Source organism: Burkholderia pulmonis (assembly GCF_984667975.1).
Genome location: NZ_OZ480187.1, coordinates 618,837 through 638,772 on the forward strand (window position 1 = coordinate 618,837; position 19,936 = coordinate 638,772).

At 66.6% G+C, this 19,936-nt stretch carries 19 protein-coding genes; 10 read left to right on the forward strand and 9 right to left on the reverse strand.

The genetic code is table 11. From position 1 onward, the window contains the following. Positions 1 to 121: 121 nt before the first annotated feature. The 3 genes from AC5LXK_RS19540 to AC5LXK_RS19550 all read left to right on the forward strand — a co-directional run bounded on the left by AC5LXK_RS19540 (position 122) and on the right by AC5LXK_RS19550 (position 4,513). Positions 122 to 1,261 (forward strand): porin, encoded by a 1,140-nt coding sequence (locus tag AC5LXK_RS19540; protein WP_493393107.1) that lies wholly within the window; start codon positions 122 to 124, stop codon positions 1,259 to 1,261. A gap of 339 nt (positions 1,262 to 1,600) precedes the next feature. Next, positions 1,601 to 3,013: a cysteine--tRNA ligase gene (cysS, locus tag AC5LXK_RS19545; protein WP_493393108.1), complete on the forward strand. Its 1,413-nt coding sequence runs from the start codon at positions 1,601 to 1,603 to the stop codon at positions 3,011 to 3,013. 249 nt (positions 3,014 to 3,262) lie between these two features. After that, positions 3,263 to 4,513: an MFS transporter gene (locus AC5LXK_RS19550; protein ID WP_493393109.1), complete on the forward strand. Its 1,251-nt coding sequence runs from the start codon at positions 3,263 to 3,265 to the stop codon at positions 4,511 to 4,513. A 67-nt stretch (positions 4,514 to 4,580) separates the two neighbouring features. Here the strand turns inward: AC5LXK_RS19550 and AC5LXK_RS19555 are convergent, their stop codons facing one another. The 8 genes from AC5LXK_RS19555 to AC5LXK_RS19590 all read right to left on the reverse strand — a co-directional run bounded on the left by AC5LXK_RS19555 (position 4,581) and on the right by AC5LXK_RS19590 (position 14,168). Beyond that, positions 4,581 to 5,591 (reverse strand): inorganic phosphate transporter, encoded by a 1,011-nt coding sequence (locus AC5LXK_RS19555; RefSeq protein WP_493393110.1) that lies wholly within the window; start codon positions 5,589 to 5,591, stop codon positions 4,581 to 4,583. Between the two features lie 13 nt (positions 5,592 to 5,604). Further along, positions 5,605 to 6,231, reverse strand: coding sequence for a DUF47 domain-containing protein (locus tag AC5LXK_RS19560; RefSeq protein WP_493393111.1), 627 nt, complete (start codon positions 6,229 to 6,231; stop codon positions 5,605 to 5,607). A 37-nt stretch (positions 6,232 to 6,268) separates the two neighbouring features. Further along, complete coding sequence (locus AC5LXK_RS19565) at positions 6,269 to 7,090, reverse strand: 2OG-Fe(II) oxygenase family protein (RefSeq protein ID WP_493393112.1); 822 nt, start codon at positions 7,088 to 7,090, stop codon at positions 6,269 to 6,271. 843 nt (positions 7,091 to 7,933) lie between these two features. Beyond that, positions 7,934 to 8,293: a YbjQ family protein gene (locus AC5LXK_RS19570; protein WP_493393113.1), complete on the reverse strand. Its 360-nt coding sequence runs from the start codon at positions 8,291 to 8,293 to the stop codon at positions 7,934 to 7,936. Between the two features lie 323 nt (positions 8,294 to 8,616). After that, positions 8,617 to 9,870 carry a M20/M25/M40 family metallo-hydrolase gene (locus tag AC5LXK_RS19575; protein WP_493393114.1) on the reverse strand — a complete coding sequence of 418 codons (1,254 nt, stop codon included), beginning with the start codon at positions 9,868 to 9,870 and terminating at the stop codon, positions 8,617 to 8,619. Positions 9,871 to 9,949: 79 nt separating this feature from the next. Then, the gene (locus tag AC5LXK_RS19580; RefSeq protein WP_493393115.1) at positions 9,950 to 11,662 is read right to left on the reverse strand and encodes a M36 family metallopeptidase; all 1,713 of its coding nucleotides are present in this window, start codon (positions 11,660 to 11,662) and stop codon (positions 9,950 to 9,952) included. A 475-nt stretch (positions 11,663 to 12,137) separates the two neighbouring features. Beyond that, positions 12,138 to 13,082 carry a GlxA family transcriptional regulator gene (locus AC5LXK_RS19585; RefSeq protein ID WP_493393116.1) on the reverse strand — a complete coding sequence of 315 codons (945 nt, stop codon included), beginning with the start codon at positions 13,080 to 13,082 and terminating at the stop codon, positions 12,138 to 12,140. A gap of 123 nt (positions 13,083 to 13,205) precedes the next feature. Then, a complete protein-coding gene (locus tag AC5LXK_RS19590) occupies positions 13,206 to 14,168 on the reverse strand; it encodes a helix-turn-helix domain-containing protein (RefSeq protein ID WP_493393117.1) in 963 nt (320 codons plus the stop codon). 245 nt (positions 14,169 to 14,413) lie between these two features. Between AC5LXK_RS19590 and AC5LXK_RS19595 the strand changes: the two genes are divergently transcribed. The 6 genes from AC5LXK_RS19595 to AC5LXK_RS19620 are packed head-to-tail and all read left to right on the forward strand — an operon-like array spanning position 14,414 to position 18,374. Further along, positions 14,414 to 15,571 (forward strand): amine dehydrogenase large subunit, encoded by a 1,158-nt coding sequence (locus tag AC5LXK_RS19595; protein WP_493393118.1) that lies wholly within the window; start codon positions 14,414 to 14,416, stop codon positions 15,569 to 15,571. 7 nt (positions 15,572 to 15,578) lie between these two features. Next, positions 15,579 to 16,133: a MauE/DoxX family redox-associated membrane protein gene (locus AC5LXK_RS19600; protein WP_493393119.1), complete on the forward strand. Its 555-nt coding sequence runs from the start codon at positions 15,579 to 15,581 to the stop codon at positions 16,131 to 16,133. Next, positions 16,130 to 16,756, forward strand: a complete 627-nt coding sequence (gene mauD / locus AC5LXK_RS19605) for a methylamine dehydrogenase accessory protein MauD (protein WP_493393120.1) — start codon at positions 16,130 to 16,132, stop codon at positions 16,754 to 16,756. The genes AC5LXK_RS19600 and mauD overlap by 4 nt, the downstream gene beginning before the upstream one ends. Before the next feature lie 39 nt (positions 16,757 to 16,795). Beyond that, entirely contained in the window at positions 16,796 to 17,335 is a 540-nt protein-coding gene (locus AC5LXK_RS19610) for a methylamine dehydrogenase light chain (protein WP_493393121.1), read from the forward strand. After that, complete coding sequence (locus tag AC5LXK_RS19615) at positions 17,332 to 17,832, forward strand: c-type cytochrome (RefSeq protein ID WP_493393122.1); 501 nt, start codon at positions 17,332 to 17,334, stop codon at positions 17,830 to 17,832. The genes AC5LXK_RS19610 and AC5LXK_RS19615 overlap by 4 nt, the downstream gene beginning before the upstream one ends. Beyond that, positions 17,829 to 18,374, forward strand: a complete 546-nt coding sequence (locus tag AC5LXK_RS19620; RefSeq protein ID WP_493393123.1) for a c-type cytochrome — start codon at positions 17,829 to 17,831, stop codon at positions 18,372 to 18,374. The genes AC5LXK_RS19615 and AC5LXK_RS19620 overlap by 4 nt, the downstream gene beginning before the upstream one ends. 77 nt (positions 18,375 to 18,451) lie before the next feature. On the opposite strand, the gene AC5LXK_RS19625 is transcribed toward AC5LXK_RS19620, so the two are convergent. Beyond that, positions 18,452 to 18,895, reverse strand: a complete 444-nt coding sequence (locus AC5LXK_RS19625) for a DMT family transporter (protein ID WP_493393124.1) — start codon at positions 18,893 to 18,895, stop codon at positions 18,452 to 18,454. A gap of 121 nt (positions 18,896 to 19,016) precedes the next feature. Here AC5LXK_RS19625 and AC5LXK_RS19630 point away from each other — a divergent pair, with 121 nt between their 5' ends. Next, complete coding sequence (locus tag AC5LXK_RS19630; protein ID WP_493393125.1) at positions 19,017 to 19,907, forward strand: LysR substrate-binding domain-containing protein; 891 nt, start codon at positions 19,017 to 19,019, stop codon at positions 19,905 to 19,907. Positions 19,908 to 19,936: the final 29 nt, after the last annotated feature.

A 19,936-nucleotide genomic window follows, 5' to 3' on the forward strand; every position in this document is an offset into this window, starting at 1 on the left:
TTATTGCGAAAAACGAAATGCCGAAGCCAGCGGGCGTATTGAATTCGAATCCACCGGCGTATCGCGGCACGCGCCGGGACGAGATTCTATCCATCGAACGGTTCAGGGAGGGTGGTCCACAATGAAGCATACGAAAGTTGCCGTAGCCGCCGCGCTTGCATGCGCGGCCTGCATTCCCGCCATCGGGCATGCACAAAGCAGCGTGACGCTGTACGGGATTCTCGACGCGGGCATCACGTACGTGAACAACACGGGCGGCTCGCACGTCGTCAAGTTCGACGATGGCGTCGCCTACGGGAACCGCTTCGGCCTCAAGGGCACCGAAGATCTCGGCGGCGGCCTGAAGGCCGTGTTCACCCTCGAGAGCGGTTTCCGCCTCGGCAACGGGCAACTCGGCTTCGGCGGCGCCGAATTCGGCCGGCAGGCGTATGTCGGCCTGCAGAACGACTGGGGCACGCTGTCGTTCGGCAACCAGCTCGACATCACGAACGAGCTCGTCTCGATCTACAACATCTCGGCGTGGGGCAGCGGCTATGCGATCCACCAGGGCGACTTCGACCGCTTCAACGGCGACCGCCTGCCGAATTCGGTGAAGTTCCTGTCGAACGACATGAGCGGCTTCAAGTTCGGCGCGATGTATTCGTTCGGCAACGTCGCGGGCGACTTCCACCGCAACAGCGCATGGAGCGCGGGCGCGAGCTACACGAAGGGCGACTTCTCGATCGGCGCCGCGTACACGCGCCTGAACAACCCGAGCGGCATCTACGCGTTCGACCCGTACGCGATGATCGGCACGCACACGTTCCTCGGCCAGCAGACCGTCACCGTCGATCCGGTGACCGGCGCGCGTACCGACCTGTATGCGAACACGTCGATGAACGTCGACAGCCAGGGCACGTTCGGAATCGGCACGAGCTACACGATCGGCAAGCTGACGCTCGACGGCAACTTCTCGTACACGACGATCAAGGGTTTCGGCCAGTCGTCGCACATGCAGGTGTATGAAGGCGGCGGCTCGTACCAGTTCACGCCGGCGCTGAGCTTCATCGCGGGCTACCAGCACACGCGCTTCGAAGGCCATCACTGGAACCAGGGCACGGCGGGCGTGCACTACCTGCTGTCGAAGCGCACCGACGTGTACATCTCGGGCGATTACCTGCGCGCGTCGCAGGGTGTCGATGCGGTGATCGGCTACAGCTTCACGCCGTCGACGACGCAGACCCAGGCCGACGTGCGGATCGGGATGCGGCATTCGTTTTGAGCGGGGCAGCATGGGGTAGCGACGTCTTCAGCGAGGTCTCTCTTTGGCGCGAACCGAGGTTCGCGCCTTTTTTTATTGACGGGCGCGCCGGGTCGCCGCCGGGAACGCCCGCTCGACGGTCTTGACCCGTGCCGCCTATAGGCGCTAGCATCGTCCGCATGCTGATTCGCGCCCATTTCCTCGCCTCGCTGCCCCGTGCATGTTGTCAGAACGTGCCAGGGGGAATTTGCGTCTAGCGAACTCGCTAAACATTCAAGCAATCGCCTTCCGGCCGCCTGTGATGCAAGAACAGGCGGCCTTTTTGCTTTTGGGCCGACCTCTTCGAAACGGAGAACCCCGATGCCGCTTGCGCTGTATGACACCTGGTCGCGCACCGTGCGCCCGTTCACCCCGATCCGTGCCGGGCAGGCGGGCATGTACTGCTGCGGCCCGACGGTCTACGACGATGCCCATATCGGCAACCTGAGAACCTACGTGTTCGAGGATCTCCTGCGCCGCGTCCTGATGCGAAACGGCTACGAGGTTCGGCACGTCGTCAATATCACCGATGTCGGCCACCTGACGTCCGATGCGGACGAGGGTGAGGACAAGATGGAAAAGGGGAGCCGCCGGACCGGCGAATCGGCGTGGGCCATCGCGCGGCGCTACACCGAGGCGTTCGTCAGGGACTGGCGCGCGCTCCACCTGCTCGAGCCGACGGTCTGGTGCCGCGCCACCGATCACATCGCCGAACAGATCGCGTTCATCGATACGCTCGACCGGGGCGGCTACGTCTATCGGACGGACGACGGCCTCTACTTCGACACCAGCCGGCAGGACGACTATGGGTATCTCGCGCGACTGGACCGCGCGGGGCTGCAGGCAGGCAAGCGGGTTGCGCTGGGCGAGAAGCGGACCATCACGGATTTTGCGCTGTGGAAGTTCAGCCCGGCCGGCGTCAAGCGGCAAATGGAATGGGACAGCCCGTGGGGGCGCGGCTTTCCGGGGTGGCATATCGAATGCTCGGCGATGTCGGCGAAGTATCTCGGGACGCTGTTCGATATCCATTGCGGCGGCGAGGATCATATCGCCGTGCATCACAGCAACGAGATCGCGCAGACCCGGGCGGCCCACGGCACGCACCTCGCGAATTACTGGATGCACGGGCACTTCCTGACGCTCGACGCCGATACGAAGATGTCGAAGTCGAGCGGCGATTTCGTTCGTCTGCAGACCCTGGAGCGCAGGAACGTCGATCCGCTCGCGTACCGTTACCTGTGCCTGACGGCCCATTACCGGAGCAAGCTGCATTTCACGTGGGCGTCTCTCGACGCGGCGCACACCGCGCTGAATCGACTTCGGCACCTCCATGCCGGCTGGCCGGACGGTGGGCGCGTCGATGCGGATTTCGCCGCGCGGTTCGACGCCGAGGTGAACGAGGACCTGAATCTGCCCCGGGCGCTCGCGGTGCTGTGGGATCTGGTCAGGAGCAACCTGGCGCCCGCGACCCTGAAAGCGACCGTGGACAGTTTCGACACCGTGCTGGGTCTCGGTTTGTGCGAATGGCGGCCGGTTGCGCCCGACCTTCCGGAACACGTCCGCGCGTTGCTCGGTGATCGCGAGCGCGCGCGGGCGGACAAGGACTGGGCGCAGGCCGACCGGATACGGGAAGCGTTGGGCGCCGAGGGCTGGCGAGTCGAGGACACCCCGGAAGGCCAGCGCCTGTTTGCCATCGCGACGGGCCCGACCGATGCGGGCGGCCGGCCGCAGTGACATGCGCGTGCCGTGTGCATCGGTCGAGCCGGTGCACGCGGCTCGACCCGGCGGCCGCGATCGACACGGCCGCCGGAATCGTCGGCGCCCGCGCTCGTACGATGCCGCCGGCCTCTCCCCGGCCCGTTTTCCGCGGTTGGCATATCATCGCGCTTTGGCTGCGCCCACACCGTTGTCGCGCGCACGCACCGGCGAGAGCGGGCGTTTCCCGAGCGGCGCCGGCGTGCAGCGCCGACCGCCGAGACCTCGATGACCGACTCCGTGCCCGACCCCAGTCCTTTATCCCCGTTACCCGCCAACCTGTTCCGCCACGCGCCGTTCCAGCGTTTCTGGGGCACGCGCGTGATGTCCTCCCTGGCTTTCCAGATCCTGTCGGTCGCAATCGGCTGGTATATCTACGCGCTTACGCACAGCGCATTCGCGCTCGGCCTCGTCGGCCTCGCGCAGTTCGTGCCGATGTTCGCGCTGACGCTCGTCGTCGGGCAGGTGGCCGACCGCTACGACCGCCGGCGCATCGCCACCCTCTGCCAGAGCGTCGAAGCGCTGGCCGCCGGCGTGTTCCTGCTCGGTGCGGTGCAGGGGTGGCTGGCCGCGCCGGCCGTGTATGCGCTCGCGGCGATCGTCGGCACCGCCCGCGCGTTCGAGTCGCCGTCGGTATCGTCGCTGCTGCCGGCCGTCGTGCCGCGCACCGATTTGCCGCGGGCGACCGCGTTGTCGACATCCGCGAACCAGGCCGCGCAGATCCTCGGCCCTGCGTTCGGCGGGTTGCTGTACGGCATCGGCGCGCCTTTCGCATTCGGCACGAGCGTCGTCGCATTCGCGATCGCGGCCGTGCTGAGCGGCACGATTCCGCTGCGCACCGCGCCGCCCGCCCGCGAGCCGGTCACGCTGCGCTCGGTGTTCTCCGGCATCGCGTTCATCCGGCGCGAGCCGGCGATCCTCGGCGCGCTGTCGCTCGACCTGTTCGCGGTGCTGTTCGGCGGCGCGACCGCGCTGCTGCCGATCTATGCGCGCGACATCCTGCAGGTCGGCCCGTGGGGGCTCGGCGCACTGCGCGCGGCGCCCGCGGTCGGGGCGCTCGCCGGCACGCTGTGGCTCACGCGCTTTCCGCTGAAGGGGCGGCCGGGCCGCGCGATGTTCGGCGGCGTGATCGCGTTCGGCATCGCGACGATCGTGTTCGGGCTGTCGCGGCACTTCGCGCTGTCGCTCGTCGCGCTGGCGGCGCTCGGCGCGTCGGACGTGATCAGCGTCGTCGTGCGCCTGTCGCTCGTGCAGTTGCGCACGCCCGACGACATGCTCGGGCGCGTGAGCGCGGTCAATGCGTTGTTCATCGGCACGTCGAATCAGCTCGGCGAATTCGAATCGGGCGTGACGGCGGCCTGGCTGGGTGCGCCGGCGGCGATCGTCGTCGGCGGCGCGGCAACGATCGCCGTCGCGCTCGCGTGGATGCGGCTCTTTCCGCAGCTCACGAACATGAAATCGCTCGAACGCGACGCGTGATGTAGTAACGCTTCACATGCGCGGCCGTGCCGAAGCGGATGATTCCGGCCATGTCCGCGCCGATCCGTCAGAAGAGCTGGTGCCCGAGCCACCACCCGCCGGCCGCGAACAGCGCGGCTGCCGGCAGCGTCAGCACCCACGCCCACACGATGTTGCCGGCCACGCCCCAGCGCACGGCCGACAGCTTCTGCGTTGCGCCGACACCGACGATCGCGCCGGTGACCGTATGCGTGGTCGACACCGGAATGCCGAGGAACGACGCGATGAACAGCGTGATCGCCCCGCCGCTTTCCGCGCAGAAACCGCCGACCGGCTTGAGCTTCGTGATCTTCTGGCCCATCGTGCGCACGATGCGCCAGCCGCCGAACAGCGTGCCGAGGCCCATCGACAGGTAGCACGCGCCGATCACCCACGCCGGCGGCGCAGCGGCGGTGGACGATGCGTAGCCGCTCGCGATCAGCAGCATCCAGATGATGCCGATCGTCTTCTGCGCGTCGTTACCGCCGTGGCCGAGGCTGTACAGGCCGGCCGACAGCAGCTGCAGCCGCCTGAAGCGCCGGTCGACCTTGCTGGGCGCGGTACGGAAGTACAGCCACGACACGCCGAGCATGAACAGCGAACCGAGGATGAAACCGAGCAGCGGCGAAATGAAGATGAACGCAACCGTCTTCAGCAGCCCGTCGATGTTCAGCGAGCTCCAGCCCGACTTCGCGAGCGCCGCGCCGACGAGGCCGCCGATCAGCGCGTGCGACGAGCTCGACGGAATCCCGTAGTACCAGGTGATCACGTTCCAGCCGATCGCACCGACCAGCGCGCCGAATATGACGTAGTGGTCGACGATCTCGGGATCGATCGTGCCTTTGCCGACGGTCTGCGCGACTTTCAGGTGGAAGATGAAATACGCGATCACGTTGAACGCGGCCGCGAACACGACGGCCTGCTGGGGCTTGAGCACCCCGGTCGACACGACGGTGGCGATCGAGTTCGCCGCGTCGTGAAAGCCGTTCATGAAATCGAATACGAGCGCGACGAGCACGAGCGTCGCGACCATCCACAGGGCAAGTTGGATCGAATGCATCTTCTTGTGTCACTCACGCGTTTTCCAGCACGATGCCTTCGACGATGTTCGCGACATCCTCGAATTTGTCGGTGATGCGTTCGAGCAGGTCGTACACGCCCTTCAGCTTGATGAGCGTCTTCACGTCGATGTCGTCGCGAAAGAGCTTCGATATCGCGGCGCGCAGCACACGGTCGGCACGGGTTTCGAGCGCATCGATCTCTTCGCATGCCTTGAGGATCTGCGCGGACTCCTTCAGGTCGGACAGGTGATTGATCGCCAGTTGCGCCTGCAGCGCCGACTGCACGACGATATCCGCGAGTTCGCTCGCCTCTTCGGTGACGGCCTTCAGGTCGTAGACCACGACGGTGGTCGCGACGTCCTCCATCAGGTCGAGGATGTCGTCCATCGTTGTGATCAGCTTGTGGATCTCGTCGCGATCGAGCGGCGTGATGAAGGTCTTGTGCAGCAGGTCGATCGCGTCGTGTGCGAGTTTGTCGCCGGTGCGTTCGGCGGTCTGCACGTTGGCCATGCCCGCCTCGGCGTCGTCGAGATCGTCGAGTAGCATCTGAAGTTCGCAGGCGGCCAGGACGATGTGCTGCGCATGCGTATCGAAGAGGTCGAAAAACCGGTTCTCGACCGGGAGGAAGCGTCCAAGCATGGATTCTCCGGGGGAAAGGTGGGCGGGACGAGTCGGGTCAGGCCGCGCACGGGCTGCACAGCGTGCTGTTGCCGAATGCGACGTGCCGGCGCTCGGCGAGGGCGCGCAGGTCGAGCGGCCGACGGTTGACGATCGTGCTCGCGTGGCCCGACGACAGGTCGGGATTGACGAAGTACATCAGCGACTGGCGCCGGGCGCGCGTGCGCGGGCGTTCGACCGCGTGCTGCATCGCCGGGACTTCGCCGTCGGTGAGCGCCTCGAGGAGCGAGCCGGCCAGCACGATCATTTCGTCCGGCCGCGGCAGCGCGGCAATCGGTGTCGAATCGGGCAGCAGCACCAGGCCGGGGGCGGTCGGCCGGATGAACGACAGCAGATGGCCATCCTCGTGCGGGTCCTGCAGGTACGCGCGATCCTGGCTGCAATGGTGCTGCTCGTACGCGCAGAACTGCAGGTAGGAGCTGTGCCGGACCGGCGGCTGCGCCGGGCCGCCGAGGTTGTCGCATATCGCGTCGAGCAGGTCCTGCGCGATCGCGTTGATGCAGGCTTCGTATGCGGCCATCTCGCGGTAGAACGCGGATTTGACCAGCGGAAAGCCGTGATGCGCATCGCGTCGCGCGACCCAGTAGCAGAACCGGTCGCACAGATCCGGCCGGTCGGGCGTCGTCGAGTATTCGAGCCCGAACGGCAGGAAACCGTCGGTCTGCTCAGGAAACGAGAACGCGTGCTTTTGCCTGCGGTCGAGCTGGTCGTAGGCTGCCGCGATCCGGTCGAAATGCAGGTGCAACGCGTACGGCATCTTGAAGTAGATGTAGCTGTCGCGGATCAGGCGGCTGGCATGGAGTTTCATACTGGTTTGCATGGTGTTCTCCCGGTACATCGGATATGGCGTGAGTCGTGCGGTCCGGCCGGCGGCGGTGCCGAACGGCGGGTGTCGCCGCATTGCCGGAGCGAGGAAAGGGGCGGCGCGTGCGAGCCGGGCCGCGTCATCGTGAAACGCGTGACGGCCTCGGGGCGGATCGCCCCGGAGGGCATGGCGGTGCGCGACGCGAGGAGGCGTCGTACCGGTGGTCGTGAACGAGCCGCTGTGGCGCGGCCGGACGGGCGAGAAAGGCGAGTCGTGTCATGCGTGCTCCTGGCGCCGGGTTGCATACGGCGGGAGCGTCATGACGTCAGCGACGGACGAGCGCTTCCCGCCGCGCCGCGTCGGGCGCGATCGGCTGATGAATGGCTGGGAGTCGGGTGCTCGCCGGCATGGCGTGCGAACGCGTGCCGGCGCATCTTAATCGGCTACTGTCGTCGTCCATTTCGAACTCCTGTCTATCGAGGCGCACACGCGTGCAACGACCGCGCATGCATGAGCATGCGATCGGAAACACGCGCGCGACGCGGGTCACGCACGGACGCCGCTCGAGCGTCGAGCGGCAACTGAATTGTCGAGTACGGGATTTTCGGATCGACGGTACGCCGATCCTGAAAGACACCGCATCCTGCTATCCCGGGATGCGGCAGAAGACAAGGCTCTGCGAAGCTTCCTCAGGCGGCAGTCAGGTTGGTCCAGGACCAACTACAACTCGCATCGGTAGGCACAGACGCCTCCATGAATTGAAACGAGTGCGATGGTAAGAGGGAACCGCGCGGCGCGTCAATCGAAAACTTCGCCCGCGTTTCGCGCGGTATCCGCAGCCCATGCGGGCTTCGGGCATCAGGCCGGTTCGACGATGACGGCCGTGCCGTAGCAGATCACTTCGGTCACGCCCGCACCGATCTCGGTCGAGTCGTAGCGCATCGCGACGATCGCATTCGCGCCGAGCTTGCGCGCATCGGCGAGCATCTTGTCGAAGGCCTGCTGGCGCGCCTTTTCGCACAGCGACGTATAGAGCGTGATGTTGCCGCCGAAGATCGTCTGCAGCGATGCACCGAACGAGCCGACGATCGAGCGGGAGCGCACGATGATGCCTTGTGCGACGCCGAGCGCGCGAACCGTCGTGTGGCCGGGCAGGTCGAATGCGGTCGTGACGCGGGCGGGCGACAGGTCGTCGTAGGAGCGGGTGGTTTCGGTCATGGCGGAAGTGTGTCGCGGAGTGGACGAATGACGATTCTAGCCGGACGCGCAGGCATGACCGGCAACCCGATCGGGAGGCGGACATTGTTTAACGAATGTAGCGATACCTTCTGGCGCTGGAAATTTTCGGGCCGAGCATCGCGGCCTGTCGCGGGAGGCTGGAACCGTCGTACCGCTGCCCGCTCGACAATCCGGCTTCCGCGGCGGTTGCGCTCGCGTCGGGCATGCAATGGTACGGGACGCTGGACGAGATCGTCCGGTCGAAGTCGTCCGGCCGGAAGCGTGGGCGAATCGCACGCGCACGCTTCCGTCACTCGCGGGCGTCAGCGCTTCACGGTCGTCCCGCTGTTGCCACCGAGATCGACCGCATAGGCGAGCGCCAGCTTGCCGAATTTCAGCGCGTGGTTCGCCTGTCGATCGGAGTTCTCCAGCGTGTCGTTCACCGTGTGGATGTACGGGCTGTCGTTCTGGTCGGCCTCGAACGGGAACGATGCCGGGTACCCCTGCGCATTCCACGACGCGTGATCGGAGCACGCGTACCCGCACTGCGACGTGCCGATCGCGAGCTCCGGCAGGTAGGTTTTCGCGAGATTCGTCAGGTAGGTGTTCTGCGCCGCGTTCGTGTAGTCGGTGATCAGGTAGATATCCTTCGGATCGCCCTTGTAGTTCGTCATGTCGAGCTGCAGCACGCCGACCACGTTCGCATTCTGCGTGCGGAACTGCTTCGCGATCGCCTTCGAGCCGAGCAGGCCGGCTTCCTCGGCCGCGTATCCGACGAACTTGATCGTCCGCTTCGGCCGGTAGTCGTTCGCGAGCAGCACGCGCAGCGCCTCGGTGAGGCTCGCGATGCCCGATGCGTCGTCGTCCGCGCCGGGCGAGCGCGAGTTCTCCGTCGTGCGGCCGACGGTCGAATCGAGGTGGCCGCCGAGCACCACGGTGCCCGCGGCCGGATCGCTGCCGCGGATCGTCAGGATCACGGATTTCTGCGGAAAGCCGGTATGCGCGAACTGTTCGACGATGATGTCGGCGCGTGCGCCGGCCAGCTGCTTCCACTGCAGCGCGAGCCAGTCCGATGCGGCAACGCCGTGCGACGTCGTGTAGTAGCGGTTCGTGAAGCCGGACAGCGACGTGATCGTGCCGACGATGTTGCTGGCCTGCAGCTGCTGGATCCAGGTGCCGATCTGTGGCGCGTTCGCTACCTTGTACACGGGCGCGGCGGCCAGCTTCGCGAGCGTGGCCGGCAACGGCTGAAGCGCCTGGCGTGCTTCGTCGAACGAATCGTGGAGCACGTAGCCCGGCCCGTGGCCGCGCGTGTGATGAACGGCATGGGCCAGCTCGCCCAGTTGCGAATCGTCGATCTCGACGACATGAACGGTTTCGCGGCGCGCGGCACCGTCGGCCGTCTTGCCGGCGTCGACGGTCGTGCTGTACTGCGCGGTGGCGCCGGCGTCGATGCGTTGAAGCTGGTGGAACGCGGTGTCGCCGAGCGTGATCCAGACGGGGGTCGCGTGCGCGGCGGCGGTCAGCAGCATGCCGCCCAGCGCGGCGCTCAGGCGGGTCGGTTTCAGAGTAGGCATGTTCGATCTCGTGAGGATGGCGATGTCGATGAAGGGAGCGCGCCGCAGGTCGTGCGATGCGCTCCCGCCTGCTGCGGGATTACGACTTCTGCGGGACGGTCACGGCGTACGTGCAGCTTTTGTTGTACGCGTTGCCGATCGCGGTGAGCTGCGCGTTGCTGTAGCCGAGTGCGGATGCGGCCGTCAGCACGGCCTGCGCGGCGGCCTTCTGGTTGGTCGAGCTGTTGGTCATCGACAGCCCCTTCAGGAACGCCTTGTCCATCGCCTGCGCACCGATCGCGTCGCGTGCGACGAGGTTGCACGACGCCCAGTACTGGCCGGCCGTGTGGATCTCCGCGCCGCGCGCCTGCGCATAGGTGCGTCCGACGTTCCAGTTGGTCACGCGGCCGCCCCAGAACTCGTTGTGGCCGTCCCAGTTGTAGACCCAGTTGTACTGGGCATCCGTCGGGCTCCACTGGTTGAAGTCGCGGCTGTACGCGGCGGCGAGATAGTCGCCGGTGCCTTCCGACAGGCCTTCCTGTTGCGACAGGCCGCCGTTCGTCACCCAGTCGTGGATGCCGTGGCCGAGCTCGTGGATCACGACGTCCGCATCTTCCGCGTCGTCGACGCCGCCCTGGCCGAAGGTCAGCCGGCCGCTGCTCGACGAGTACGACGAGTTGTCGTCGCCCGATTCGCCGTGCGGGTCGTACTGCACGCCGCCCGTGTATTGATAGGGCAGCGCCTTGATGCCGAGCGTCTGGTTCACGTAACGCAGGAACGTGTCGATGTGGTAGTACGCGTTCACGGCCTCGAAATACAGGTTGCCGCGCGTGAATTCGAACGCGGGCGTCGACTGCACGGGGCAGGCCTTGTCGAGCGGCGCGTCGAAATCGACGCACACCGCGTACGGGCCCGACAGCGAGTAGCGCGCGCCCGACTGCGCGAGATCCTTCAGCGTCACGCGCACGCGTGCCGCCGTGAGCTGCGTCGAATCGGCATCGTTGTTGTCCTTGTAGCCCGTGCTGCCGTAGTTGCTCTTCGTCGACGACAGCGGATCGGGGCGGAACACGAAGCCGGTGCCGTCGGTCGCGTAGAACGCCTTGTCCTCGGCGCGCAGCACTTCGCCGCTGCCCGCGTCGATCAGCAGTTCCCAGTCGCCCTTCGGGCCGTCCTGCGGGCGGCCGCGTACTTTCCACGCGGTGTGCGTGCCGGTCTTGTCGACGAACGCGACGAGCTGCGCGTCGAGATTCGTGAAGCCGCTCACGCCGAGATATGCGCGGGCGCGGTCGAGGGCCTGCTGCTGGTCGACGGCCTGCGACTTGCGCGTCGTCGCGACCACGCCGTTGATCGTGTTGCTCGCGACGTACAGGATGCGGCCGTCCTTCGCGACCGTCACCGCGATGTCGCTGCCGTACACGGGCAGCCCGGCGGCTTGCTGCTGCAGGCGCACGACCGTGAAGTCCGCATCGTTGCGTTCCGACGTGACGACGAGGCTCGCGAGCGCGGCCGCGTCGAGCCCGAGCTGCGCCGCCTGCGACGCGACGAAATCGCGTGCGGTGGCGGCGGGCGTCGTGGCGGCTTTCTTGACGCGATAGGCCGGGTTGTACAGCGTGACCGCGACGCCGTCCGTGCGGAATTGTCCGGCTGCCGTATCGGATTTGGCGGCCGGCGGTGCAACGCCGCGCGTCAGGCTCTCGCGCAGGCTGACTGCCTGCGGATTCGAGACTTTCGTATCGGCCAGGGTGCCGCCGACGATGCCGAAACCGAGCGCGAGACCCAGGGCGAGCGGCAATGCTTTGCGTGATGTCTGCATACGTGATCCTCATCTCAACGGTTGGACACGCCCGCACGCTCATGGCGAGCAGGCACGACACGGCCCTCGCGCCGGTTCGATGGAACCGGTGCGGCGAAGCGGTGTTGGGAGTGTCGACTGACTAAGGAGTTCTAAACGTCAGGTCGAAAAGAAACGGGCGGGCGAAGCGAAGAAGAAGCGAACGGCAGGCAGGTGCGGCGACAGCGAATCGAGCATCGTCATGTCATACCCCTCGGATCGATATTGATATCGGCGGCAGCCTGCGTGGCTCGACGTGCGTCGAGCTGGCGAATCGTCTCGTTAGGCTGCCTATCTAATTTCGACTTATGTTACAGAATATTTTCAACCACATTCCAAATTATTTTCGATGATCGCTTCGGTTGACCGATCAATCGCCGGCATTGTTCAGCGAACGGCGGGAAACGCTGCTGGAACACGCAATACCGCGCAGGATTGTGGTTAAAAGCCGCGACGATCAGCGCGTCGCGCGGCGGTCGCTGCGCGGGCTGACGCCGAAGCGTGCGCGATACGTACGCGAGAAATGCGACGGCGATTCGAACCCGCACGCGACGCACACCGAAGTGATGCTCATGTCGGTCTGCTGCAGCAGTTCACGCGCGCGATCGAGGCGCAGGTTCAGGTAGAAGTGCGTCGGCGTGTCGTTCAGCGTCGCACTGAACAGCCGTTCGAGCTGGCGCCGCGTGATCGACACGTCCTGCGCGAGCGCGTCGGAGCCGAGCGGATTCTCCATGTGCTGCTGCATCGTGCCGATCACCTGGATCAGCTTGCGGTTGTGCACGCCGTAGCGGGCGGCGATCTCGAGCCGCTGGCTGTCCGAGCGCTGCCGGATGCGGCTCACGACGAACTGCTCGGAGATCGTTGCCGCTAGATCGGCGCCATGCCGGCGGCCGATCAGGTCGAGCATCATGTCGATCGACGCGGTGCCGCCTGCACACGTGATGCGCCGGTCGTCGATCTCGAACAGTTCCTGCGTCGCGTTCAGGCCCGGATAGCGTTCGCGGAACGCGGCCAGCGCTTCCCAGTGCAGCGTGAGCGGCTGCGACGCGTCGAACAGCCCGGCTTCCGCGAGCACGAAGCTGCCCGTATCGATGCCGCCGAGCGTTGCACCATGCCGGTGCTGGCGGCGCAGCCAGTCGCCGAGCGTGCGCGTGTAACACACGAGCGGATCGAAGCCCGCGACGACGAAGACCGTATCGACCTGCGAGACGTTCGCGCACGCGGCTTCGGCGGCGACCGGAATGCCGTTGCTCGCGGCGACGGGTGCACCGTCCGCGCTGATCACGTGCCAGCGATAGAGCTCGGTGCGAAAGCGGTTCGCGACGCGCAGCGGTTCGACCGCCGACATGAAGCCGAGCGCGGAGAAACCGGGCAGCAACAGGAAGTGAAAATCCTCGGGCATCGGGGCAGGGGATCGAATCCGGTGGTCGTCACGCATCGCACGGGGCGGCGATCGGGCGGGCAGGTGCGGCGTCGGCTCGCGCACCGCACGGTTAGCGGGAGATTATCGCGGGTTTTGCGCGTGTCAGCGCGTTTTTACGGCGCGCACGGACCGGCGCGCAGTGATCGACGGCAGTTCGCCGAACTGCGCCTTGTACGCGTTCGCGAAATGGCCGAGATGGATGAACCCCCAGCGCGCGGCCGCATCGCTGATCGGCAAATCGGCTTGCCGCGTGTCGAGCAGCATCCGCCGCACCTGCGACAGGCGCAGCGAGCGCACGTAGTGCAGCGGGCTGGTCTGCACGACCGACTGGAAACTGTTCTGCATCGTGCGCCGGCTCACGCGCAGCTGCGCGCACAGGCTCAGCACGTCGACGGGCGCTTCGGGGTGCTCGATCACGTAGTCGTGCACGCGGCGAACGATGTCGGCGCGGCATGCGTGCGTGAGCCGGTTCGACGCTTCGGGTATCCGGTACGTCAGGAGATCGACGAGCACATTGCCGATTTCACCGCGCAGCTCGCGCTGCACGCGCGCGTCGCCGTACGTATCGGGTGAGGACAGCACGCGTTCGAGCTGCGTCGCGATCTGCACGCTCGCGCGCAGCAGCACGGCCGTCGGCATGTCGACGACGCCGCGCCGCAGCGTCGTTTCATCGACGCGCACGTCGGCCGCATCCTCGACCTGCTGCAGCAGCTCCGCATCGATGACGACGCCGATCAGCGACATGTCGTCGGGCGAATGCAGTTCGAACGGTGCGCCGCCGCGCGCCATCACCATCGTGCCGCGTTCGATGCGCGCGCCGCCGAACGCGAATGCGCCCGAGCCGGTGAGCGGCATGCCGAACACGGTATGGCCGGGCGGCAGCCGGCCGCGCTGGATGATGCGCACGTTCGCGGCTTCCTGGAACAGCTGCAGGCCGTCGAGCACCGCGTGCTTGACCGCGCTGCGATACGAGCCCGGACCGATCTGGTCGTAGCGCTGGTTCCAGCCGCGCAGCGCCTCGGCATGCCGGTCCGCGTCGTCGAACATCTCGTGAAACACGAACACTGCACCTCCGGGGGTGTCGAGCAGGATCGCGCAAGAGTAAACCGGCCGGGCGGTCGGCGCAATAAGGGGGCGCGCGATTCGGCGCGCATTCTTCAGAGGGTCGGATGAGCGCGTCGCCACGAGGCTTTCACGTGCATTTCCAATATCCCGAATCGGCACGCACGCGTTGCCGGTCCGGGTGCTGACCGGATTTATTGTCGAACTACAGTCGCCCCACATAACGTGAATCCCCAACTGGAGGCGACATGAGGACAAGGCGACGAACCGCGGCGCTCGCGGCGACGCTGGCGTTCGCGGCGGCGTGGGCCGGCAGCGCGAACGCGACGGAAAAGCCCGAGGAACTGGTCGTGCAGAAAATGCCGCCGTGGCATCCGCACGAGGTCTATATCGTCGACATCTCGATGCCTTCGATGACCGACGGGCGCATCTATGTGTACGACGCCGACGCGAAGAAGCTGCTCGGCCAGATCGACGGCGGCTTCGGCCCCGGCCTCGCGATCTCGCCGGACCACAAGACGAGCTTCGTCGCGACGACCTACTTCTCGCGCGGCTCGCACGGCACGCGCACCGACGTGGTCGAGATGACCGACAACACGACGCTCGATCATGCGGGCGAGATCGTGATTCCGGCGAAGCACGCGCAGCATGTGCCGTCGCCGTACAACACCGCGTTAAGCGCCGACGGCAAGCGGCTGTACGTCGCGAACATCACGCCGGCCGCATCGATGACTGTGATCGATGCCGTCACGAAGAAGGTGCTGTCGGAGATCGACACGGCCGCCTGCGTGCTCGCGTATCCGTCGGGCAACGACCGCTTCACCGCGCTGTGCGAAAGCGGCAAGGCGCTGACCGTCACCCTCGACGCGAACGGCAAGGAAGCGAAGCGCACGATGTCGGACGCGTTCATCGACGTCGACAAGGATCCGGCGTTCGTGAACGCGTCGCGGTACGACGGCGGCTACCTGTTCACGACTTACGGCGGCAACGTGCGCAGCGCCGATTTCAGCGGCGACAAGCCGGCGTTCGGCAAGCCTTGGTCACTGCTGACGGACGCCGAGCGCGCCGAGGGCTGGCGCCCGGGCGGCATGCAGCAGACGGCCGTGCAGGCGAAGCAGAACCGCTACTACGTGCTGATGCACAAGGGCGCCGACGGCTCGCACAAGGAGCCCGGCACGCAGGTGTGGGTGTACGACCTGAAGTCGAAGCAGCGCGTCGCGCGCTGGGATCTCGCGCAGCAGAAGGTCGATCCGCTCGTGTCGATCCAGGTCAGCCAGGACGACAAGCCGCTGTTCTACGGGCTGACGGCGACGTCCGACCTCGTCGTGATGGATGCGCGCACGGGCAAGCTGCAGAACGTCGAGAAGCAGATCGGCAATACGTCGACGCTGCTCGTCAACCCGTGAGGCCGCGATGACGCTCGATCCCGTACTCGCCACCAGCGCGCAGGCCGGCGCGGCCGTCGTCGTGCTGCTCGGCGCCTTCGCGAAGATGCGCCGGCCCGCTGCGTTCCGCCAGGCGCTGGCCGGCTACCGGCTGCTGCCCGACACGGTCACCGCCCCCGTCGCGTTCGCGATTCCGCTCGCGGAAGCGATCGGCGCCGCGGCGCTGCTGTTTCCCGATACGCGCACGGCCGGTGCGATCGGCCTGATTGCGCTGCTGCTGGCCTTCGCGGCCGGGCTCGCGATCAACCTGCTGCGCGGCCACACCGACATCGACTGCGGTTGCGCCGGCTTCACCGCTGCGCGCACCGACGCACCGCGCGGCATCGGCTGGCTGCACGTCGGCCGCGTGCTGCTGCTCGTTGCGCTGGCCGCCACCGCGTTCGTCGACCCGGGCACGCGTGCCGTCGTGTGGTTCGACTACCTGACGCTGTTCTTCTCCGTGCTGCTGATCGTCTGCGCGCTGCTCACCGTCGACGTGCTGCTCGCCAACGTACCGCGCCTGTCCCACCTGAGGAATTCATGATGCAAACCGCTCTCACCGTTTCCACCGCCCTGCTGTGGGTGGCCGTCCTCGCGCTCGGCGCGATCTGCCTCGCGCTGGTGCGCCAGATCGGCATCCTGTACGAACGCATCATGCCGGCCGGCGCGCTGATGATCGACAAGGGGCCGGCGGTCGGCGCGATCGCACCGACGTTCGAGCTGACCGACATTCGCGGCTCGCACGTGAAGGTCGGCGGCATCGACGCAGCGGGCAAGGCGACGCTGCTGTTCTTCCTGTCGCCGACGTGCCCGGTCTGCAAGAAGCTGCTGCCGCTGCTGCCGTCGCTGCAGGCAAGCGAATCGACGCCGGTCAACATCGTGCTCGCGAGCGACGGCGATTTCGACGAGCATGCGCGCTTCGCGCAGAAGCACGACCTCGGGCGCTTCCCGTACGTGCTGTCGCAGGAGCTGGGTCTTGCCTACCAGATCGGCAAGCTGCCGTATGCGGTGCTGCTCGACGAAACGGGCACGGTGCGCGCGAAGGGGCTCGTCAACACGCGCGAGCATCTCGAGAGCCTGTTCGAGGCGAAGGAGCGCGGCGTCGCGTCGCTGCAGCAGTTCGTGCACGGCGATCACAGCCACGACGCGCACGCGCAGCACGCGTGACCGGCCGACCCACTTACAACGTCATGGGAGAACAACGACATGGGCCTGTTTGATTCATGGTTCGAGCGGTCGGCGCGCGGCGTCGCGCAGCACAGTTCGCGGCGCAGCGCGATGGCGAAGCTCGGCAAGGTGCTGGTGGGATCGGCGATGCTGCCGCTGCTGCCCGTCGACCGCACCGCCTATGCGGCCGAGGCGGGCGCATCGGGGGCCTCGAGCGCCGCCGCATCGGGTGCGAGCGACGATCCGACGAGCTGCGACTACTGGAAGTATTGCGCGATCGACGGCTGGCTCTGCAGTTGCTGCGGCGGCACGTCGAGCAGTTGCCCGCCGGGCACGACACCGTCGCCGATCACGTGGATCGGCACCTGCCGCAATCCGCACGACGGTTCGGACTACATCGTGTCGTACAACGACTGCTGCGGCAAGACGTCGTGCGGCAAGTGCTTCTGCAACCGCAACGAGCGCGAGAAGCCGCTGTACAAGCTGTCGTTGAACAACGACATCAACTGGTGCATGGCGAACGGTAATTCGAATTACCACTGTTCGGTTTCGGTTCTGTTGGGAGCGGCAAAGCAATGAAAGTGAAGCAGACAGGAAAGAATGTCGTTGCGTGCATGACGGTTGTGGCAGCCTTCGCGTTGCCAGGCGCGGCCAGCGCACAGGAAACCGTGCATTACCCGGCCGGGAAAAGCCTGTTCGACGCGCAGTGCGCGGTGTGCCACCAGGCGGGCGGGAAAGGGCAGGACGGCCTGGCGCCGCCGCTGACCGAGTATCCGGGCAAGTATGCGGCGGCCGAGGCCGGGCGTGCGCAACTGGTCGCGACGCTGCTGCACGGGATGTTCGGCGAGATCAAGGTGCACGACAAGAACTACAACTTCAAGATGCCGTCGTTCGCGAGCGCGAGCGACGACGACATCGCGCACGTGCTCAACTACGTCGTGTTCGATCTCAACGCGCAGCACGGCGACGCGAAGCCGTTCACGGCGGCCGACATCCGTGCGGCACGGGCGAAGGAGATGGACGGCACGGCCGTGCATGCGCAGCGCGCGGTGGTGATCAAGGGGCTCGGTCTGTGAGCGGCGCCCGCGCGTCCCGTGCGGACGCATCCGCGCAGGGCACGCGGGGCACGTCGTCGTCGTGGCGCGGCCGCGTGTCGCGTCACCTGTCGTCGTGGCTGCTGCTGGCGGGTGCTGCCTTATGTGCAGTCGTCACGCCCGCGCATGCCGACGGCGCGGCCGACGCGACGCTCGCGCGGCAGCACTGGGTGCTCAACTGCATGGGCTGCCATACGGCGACGGGCGGCGGCATTCCCGGCAAGGTGCCGCCGCTTGCGAATTCGCTCGGCTATTTCACGCATCTGCCGGCCGGGCGCGAGTACGTGATGCGCGTGCCCGGCGCGTCGAATTCGGCGCTGTCGGACCAGGAGCTGGCCGACGTGCTCAACTGGGTGCTCACGACGATGAATCGCGACGCGCTGCCGCGTAACTTCAGGCCTTATACGGCCGCCGAAGTCGCCGCGCACCGCCGTCCCGCCTTTGCCGACGTCGCGACCGTGCGCGCCGGTCTGGTTCGTGCGTTGCAGGCACGCGGGATCGATGGCGTCACGGATCGCTACTGACCGATTCATTCAAGAGATTCAAGGAAACGAGAACCTGGAGACGAACGAAACCTTTCCGCTGCGCGACGCAACGCGCGTCACGCGCGGATCAGCACCACCCCGAGGATGAGGCACGCCGCACCGGCAATGCGGATCGGGCTGGCCGAATGCTGCTCGATGCCGAGCACACCGAAGTGGTCGAACACGAGTGCACCCGTCATCTGCCCGACGACGATCAGCGCGAGCGTCGTGGCCGCGCCCAGCCGCGGCACCATCAATATCGCGACGCCGACGAATATCGCGCCGAAGAGTCCGCCGGTCCAGCTGAACCACGATCCCGCACCGGAGAAGGTACCGCTCAAACGCGGATGCGGGGACAGCAGCGCGACCGCCAGCATCGCGGCCAGGCCGACGAGGTAGCTGACCGATCCGGCCCACCAGGGCGAGCCGATCTGCGCGCGGAGGTTCGCGTTGAGCACCTGTTGCAATGCGACGCTGATGCCGGCGGCGACGACCAGCAGATAGGACAGGAGGGTAGCCACGGGGATGAACGCTCCGAAAAGTCCGCCGGAACGGTGATGCCGGCGTGGAAGGCTTCCATTCTGCGGAGCGTGCCGGTATAACGCAAATATCGAATCCGGCGCTTATCCATCTCGTTTCGGCATGCCATCCCTCCGGCAAATCCAGTACTTCCTGACCGTGGCGGACCTCGGCGGCTTCACGCCGGCCGCGGGCGCGCTCCACGTTGCGCAGTCGGCGCTCAGCCGGCAGATCGGGCAGCTCGAGGACGAGCTGGGGTTCCGGCTGTTCGAGCGCGAGGCACGGGGCGTGCGCCTCACGCCGGCCGGCACGGTCTATCGCGATCGCGTGGCATCGGTGCCGGTCACGCTGGCCGCCGCGGCCGAGGAAGGCGAGCAGCTGTCGCGCGGCGAAGCGGGCGTGCTGCGGCTCCTGCATTCGAGCACGATTCCGGTCAACAGCCTGATGGCCGATCTCGACCGCTTCATGCGCGAATGTCCCAACGCGCGCGTCGATCTCGATCGCGCTTCGTCCGAGGAGCAGGTATCGGCCGTCGCGAACGGCCATGCCGATATCGGGATCGTCCGGTTGCCGGTGCTGCGCCGCGATGTGCGCGTGCGTTTCGTCGAGCTTGCGGCCGAGCGGCTGTGCGTAGCGCTGCCGAGCGATCATCCGCTCGCCGCGCGCAAGCGCACGACGCTGTCGCGGCTCAAGCGCGAGCCGTTCGTGTCGGCCGTGCATCGCCAGCAGGGCGGTCTTGCGCGGGTCGTGACCGATCTGTGCCTGAAGCACGGCTTCGTCCCGTCGGCCGCGCGAATCGTTTCGCCGAAGACGTCGATGCTGAATCTCGTCGCGGCCGGATGCGGCATCGCGATCGTGCCGGAGCGGATGGCCAGCCTGGGTGTGGACGGCGTCGCGTACGTGCCGCTCGCGGACGACGACGCGAAGTCGGTGTGCGCGCTGGTGCTGCCGGTCGAGCCGACCGTGCTCGCGCAGGCGTTCGCCCAGATCGTGGCGCGAAGCCGCGCACGTTGAACACGCGCATCGCCTGATGAAAAAAAACG

Bases quoted from the DNA above. Each gene is read 5' to 3' on its own strand.
- AC5LXK_RS19570 (WP_493393113.1), bottom strand. From the start codon at position 8,293: ATGACCGAAACCACCCGCTCCTACGACGACCTGTCGCCCGCCCGCGTC.
- AC5LXK_RS19610 (WP_493393121.1), top strand. From the start codon at position 16,796: ATGGGCCTGTTTGATTCATGGTTCGAGCGGTCGGCGCGCGGCGTCGCG.
- AC5LXK_RS19565 (WP_493393112.1), bottom strand. From the start codon at position 7,090: ATGCAAACCAGTATGAAACTCCATGCCAGCCGCCTGATCCGCGACAGC.
- AC5LXK_RS19585 (WP_493393116.1), bottom strand. From the start codon at position 13,082: ATGCCCGAGGATTTTCACTTCCTGTTGCTGCCCGGTTTCTCCGCGCTC.
- AC5LXK_RS19540 (WP_493393107.1), top strand. From the start codon at position 122: ATGAAGCATACGAAAGTTGCCGTAGCCGCCGCGCTTGCATGCGCGGCC.
- AC5LXK_RS19595 (WP_493393118.1), top strand. From the start codon at position 14,414: ATGAGGACAAGGCGACGAACCGCGGCGCTCGCGGCGACGCTGGCGTTC.
- AC5LXK_RS19575 (WP_493393114.1), bottom strand. From the start codon at position 9,870: ATGCCTACTCTGAAACCGACCCGCCTGAGCGCCGCGCTGGGCGGCATG.
- AC5LXK_RS19580 (WP_493393115.1), bottom strand. From the start codon at position 11,662: ATGCAGACATCACGCAAAGCATTGCCGCTCGCCCTGGGTCTCGCGCTC.
- AC5LXK_RS19555 (WP_493393110.1), bottom strand. From the start codon at position 5,591: ATGCATTCGATCCAACTTGCCCTGTGGATGGTCGCGACGCTCGTGCTC.
- cysS (WP_493393108.1), top strand. From the start codon at position 1,601: ATGCCGCTTGCGCTGTATGACACCTGGTCGCGCACCGTGCGCCCGTTC.
- AC5LXK_RS19560 (WP_493393111.1), bottom strand. From the start codon at position 6,231: ATGCTTGGACGCTTCCTCCCGGTCGAGAACCGGTTTTTCGACCTCTTC.
- AC5LXK_RS19615 (WP_493393122.1), top strand. From the start codon at position 17,332: ATGAAAGTGAAGCAGACAGGAAAGAATGTCGTTGCGTGCATGACGGTT.
- mauD (WP_493393120.1), top strand. From the start codon at position 16,130: ATGATGCAAACCGCTCTCACCGTTTCCACCGCCCTGCTGTGGGTGGCC.
- AC5LXK_RS19630 (WP_493393125.1), top strand. From the start codon at position 19,017: ATGCCATCCCTCCGGCAAATCCAGTACTTCCTGACCGTGGCGGACCTC.
- AC5LXK_RS19550 (WP_493393109.1), top strand. From the start codon at position 3,263: ATGACCGACTCCGTGCCCGACCCCAGTCCTTTATCCCCGTTACCCGCC.
- AC5LXK_RS19600 (WP_493393119.1), top strand. From the start codon at position 15,579: ATGACGCTCGATCCCGTACTCGCCACCAGCGCGCAGGCCGGCGCGGCC.